General features: G+C 43.9%; 3 protein-coding genes. All 3 read right to left on the reverse strand.

What is annotated here, in order from left to right; all coding sequences use genetic code 11:
* Positions 1 to 107 precede the first annotated feature (107 nt).
* On the reverse strand, positions 108 to 1,013 hold the full coding sequence (locus tag F6K52_RS33780; RefSeq protein ID WP_293089159.1) for a hypothetical protein: 906 nt from the start codon (positions 1,011 to 1,013) through the stop codon (positions 108 to 110).
* Positions 1,014 to 1,037: 24 nt separating this feature from the next.
* Positions 1,038 to 1,358, reverse strand: a complete 321-nt coding sequence (locus F6K52_RS33785; RefSeq protein ID WP_293089161.1) for an AAA-like domain-containing protein — start codon at positions 1,356 to 1,358, stop codon at positions 1,038 to 1,040.
* Positions 1,359 to 2,283: 925 nt separating this feature from the next.
* On the reverse strand, positions 2,284 to 3,234 hold the full coding sequence (locus F6K52_RS33790) for a class I SAM-dependent methyltransferase (RefSeq protein WP_293089163.1): 951 nt from the start codon (positions 3,232 to 3,234) through the stop codon (positions 2,284 to 2,286).
* Positions 3,235 to 3,762 lie beyond the last annotated feature (528 nt).

Genomic DNA, 3,762 nt, shown 5'->3' on the forward strand with positions numbered 1-3,762 from the left:
TACCCTACCAGCCTTGCCAGCACCAAACACCTCAGCAGTAAAGTCTCAACGGCTCGACTGGGAGTTGGGTTGGTACTGACCAGAGTTGGTATTGTGAATAGAAGTACTCAACTTTCAGCACTTTCAGGAATTTCAGCAGGTCTTTTTTCAGGAATTTCAGCAGGTCTTTTTTCAGGAATTTCAGCAGCTGTTTTTTCAGGATTTTCAGCCGTTTCAGCAGCTCTTTTTTCAGCCATTTCAGCAGCTCTTCTCTTAGCTTCCGCCAAGGCTTCCTGCTTATCTTCTTTCCGAACTTTGCAGAACCGTGGAGCCTGATCCATTGGGGGTGCCAATTCTTCTACAAACGCGAAAGCATTTTTGTGGGGAAGGAATCGGGCTTTGACCTGGATGAATTTTGGCTTGCCCTGCTCCTTGAGCTTGGGATTGAATCGGAATGGTTTGACCGAGGAGTCCCGCCAGAATAATGGACAGTGACCAGCTTTGAGTACGCGAGTTCTTTCTGTAGCCTGGTGGTTTTTGAGATAGTTCACTAATTGTTCACTGTGGTTCCTAAACACTGACACACACGGAACTTTACAAACAGGGATGAACTGCCACAATCCAGCCAAGATGAAATACCCATTGCCAATCGCTTCAGCCCAAGCATGGGGTCTGTCTTCCTGTAAAATCCCAATCACCTCAAACCGGATATCCTGGAATTTGTTCCGATCTGGGAAGTGGATCGGCTTAGGATATACCACGAGGCGATGCTCTCGGTTTCCGGCCTCGATGTGCCCCTTGAGAATATCCAGCACATACCTTTTCCGGTTGTGCTTAAGCAGAAAAAAGAGTGGGTAAGCCTTACCCTGGATGGTAATGGTAGGAATTTTCTCAGACAAATCCACCTCACCAGTAATAACCCCAACAGCCATAAACTTTGGTTCTGATGGCTGAATTAGTTCAATTGGTTGAGATGGTTTTACTAATTTTCTGGGAATCTCTGGTTTTTTGATTAGTGTTAGAATTTCTGACATAATTAGAACTGATTGTTTATGTTCTTAACAAAAGACATCTAAAGAAATATAGGAAATAGGTCTAATAGGTTCCCTGGCAACTGCAAGACGAAAATAGAGACCATACAACTGACAGCTTGGCTTCGCCTGATTGCCATCGAGTCTCACCAACCCCATACTTTCTATAGGTGCGCTTGACCCATGAAGAATTAAATTAGCCATGGGTCGCACCTGCTGATAGCCAGTAATCCGTTCTATCGACACCCCCTGATTAGTCCTAACAACTTGTTTCAGTCCTGATCCCAATGGGGACAGATCTGTGATCATAACCAGAAGACCTCGTAGATGGTGGCTATAAATTTCCATAGGTGCGCGCCTCCTAGGACGAGTAAATCGCCCTTGGGTCGCACCTTCTAGTGTAGGTGCTGCTTGCAAGAACTTCTTTTATGTTATCTCTCTGACGAGAAAGGTGATAAAGGCCAAGGCTGACCAGATCAGGATATCCTCCTCCCATGGCTATTAGTCCAATTGGGTTTGACTGCTATTAGTCCAATCAATACCATAGTGCTGCCCTAAATTCTGCCCGTGCTTTGGTCTAACCGGCTTTGGGCGCTGATTAGACTTCGCCGGATTTGTCAGCGGAAAGGGGAAAGGAGAAAGAGATTAGATTTGAGTCTACCCCAAACCTGTTGATGCCAAAATCCCAGTATGAACATTCTTGTCTTGGGCAATAGGTCTTGATCAACCTCAGTTTTCTGTAAAAAATTGGCTGGTGTTTTGAGAAGATAGGAGACATAATTCAGAATTCAGGAGAATAATTCAGAAGTTATTGGGAGAATACATAGCTTAATTGCCCATTAAACTCTGATTAATTCCAAATTAACTAAAAAATTCCGTTATTATAGCTAATGACTCCTGAATCGAAGCTCCTGACTCCTGGATAAAGTTGGTGATGTGGAACTCAGGTTGGGCAAGACTAGGATACTCGAAAACCACCTGGACTTAATTCACAAGATTTTTACTTTTTTTTCACAATTCACCAAATATTCACATTTAGGTTAAAAAAGCTTTCAAAAAATTTGGCTAGTCTTCATGATAAATTTATTAAAATTCTACTGATTTTTTCATATCCTTACTTATATAACCTAACTGGGTTGTTTTTACAGCACCTTTGAACGGCACAGGAAGCTGCAAACAGCGAGTCAATCCCAAATGGACTAGTTTGGGATTGACTCGTAATTATCACTATTAGCCACTGCATCAAAAGGAATTGCTACAAAACACACTCACCTCAAGCAGGTTTTGTAGCAATAATAGTGCGGTGACGAGGATCGCTGGCTACCGTAGTCTGATAGTCAAAACCAACCTTAATCATCGCCCCTTCTACATCAAAGCTGTAATAGTCATCACTCCAAGGTTCTGTACTTTTCATCAACACAAACAGTGCAGGAGGCAGATTCTGGATTACTGGGGAGGCAGGATTATTATCTACAACACCAAGGCAGCCACCAGGTCGTAGAATCCGTAGGGCTTCGGAAAAAATTCCTTCTGTTGCTTGGCGCGGTAGTTCGTGGATTACAAACTGTAAGGTGACCACATCAAAGGAATTGTCCGGTAAACCGGTGTCCTCTGCTTTGCCATGGATCCATTCGGATATTTCTGCTTTCTGATCCATGGTCTTGGCCACAGCCAGCATATAAGGGGATAAGTCTAACCCAACGGTGCGGATTTTGCCCTTTTTAATGCTGGAGTAGTAGCGGTGTAGCGTAATGGTAGATATTCCAACGGAGCAGCCAATATCTAGGATATCTGTGACTATCTCAGGATTATACTCTCCTAGTACTTGATGAAAACTATTTCGTAATCTCTCTTGTGCCGAAAGCCAAGTGAGTTTTTCATCGCGCCAAACCCTCAACCCCATAGCGTGGGTAGCACTGGCAGCTTCAAAGGCAGCTTCCCAGCATAGGTTTCCCTGGTCATAAGCATGGAAAGGGACTTTGTAGTAGTCTGGGTAGACCAGGCTAGGGTTAGTAATCTCGGATAGTAAGGTCTTCGCTCCTGATTTTTCTAACTCCTGGTAGTTTTTCCGCCACTCAATCCCATTTTTTTCTGCGGTTTTAATTAGCACCTGTCTGGCCTGGTGTTGCATCACCTTGTAGATCGGCTTGGTGTCGATCAACAGATTAACGAACCGGGAGAGTAAGTCATCTCCCGCCCAGTCTGGTTTGAGCTTGTCTTTCATCAGTATTCAAAAATTATCCCAATGATTAGCTCATCTAATTATTTCATAGCGGTATTATTTCTCTGCCCCAGCACCGATTTCAGTTAAAGTAACTAAACAGTGGCATCAACGATAATGAAGTATTGACTCTCCCCGGTTTAAAAATACGGGGATTCGTTAAGAGTCCATAAAATAACTCTTACAGGCGTAGTCAAAGCGCCCCTACTGAGTTCTGCCAATTTAATTTTGACAGTTCCCGCTACTTTTTTAAGAGAAAATTAGGCTTTCCGGGTACTACCACAATTGTCAGTACGATACGCTCTGCGATCTGCAATTATTTACCCGTTCACAAGAGGATTAACGCAATGCAATCATTGAGGGTCGGTATTTCTCCGGTACTAGAATCGCTTCATCACGTAGGCGTTTATCCTTACTCACTTGTTCATTATACCACGGCAGGTGAGCAATCCCTCACCTGCCGTGTCGCGTTTCCACCTCGGATTAAAATCACGGGGCTACCACGCTCCCGCGTTCTTCCGTGTGGTGTTT

It is taken from the genome of Moorena sp. SIO3H5, assembly GCF_010692395.1.
Lineage (GTDB): Bacteria > Cyanobacteriota > Cyanobacteriia > Cyanobacteriales > Coleofasciculaceae > Moorena.

Bases quoted from the DNA above. Each gene is read 5' to 3' on its own strand.
- F6K52_RS33790 (WP_293089163.1), bottom strand. From the start codon at position 3,234: ATGAAAGACAAGCTCAAACCAGACTGGGCGGGAGATGACTTACTCTCC.
- F6K52_RS33780 (WP_293089159.1), bottom strand. From the start codon at position 1,013: ATGTCAGAAATTCTAACACTAATCAAAAAACCAGAGATTCCCAGAAAA.
- F6K52_RS33785 (WP_293089161.1), bottom strand. From the start codon at position 1,358: ATGGAAATTTATAGCCACCATCTACGAGGTCTTCTGGTTATGATCACA.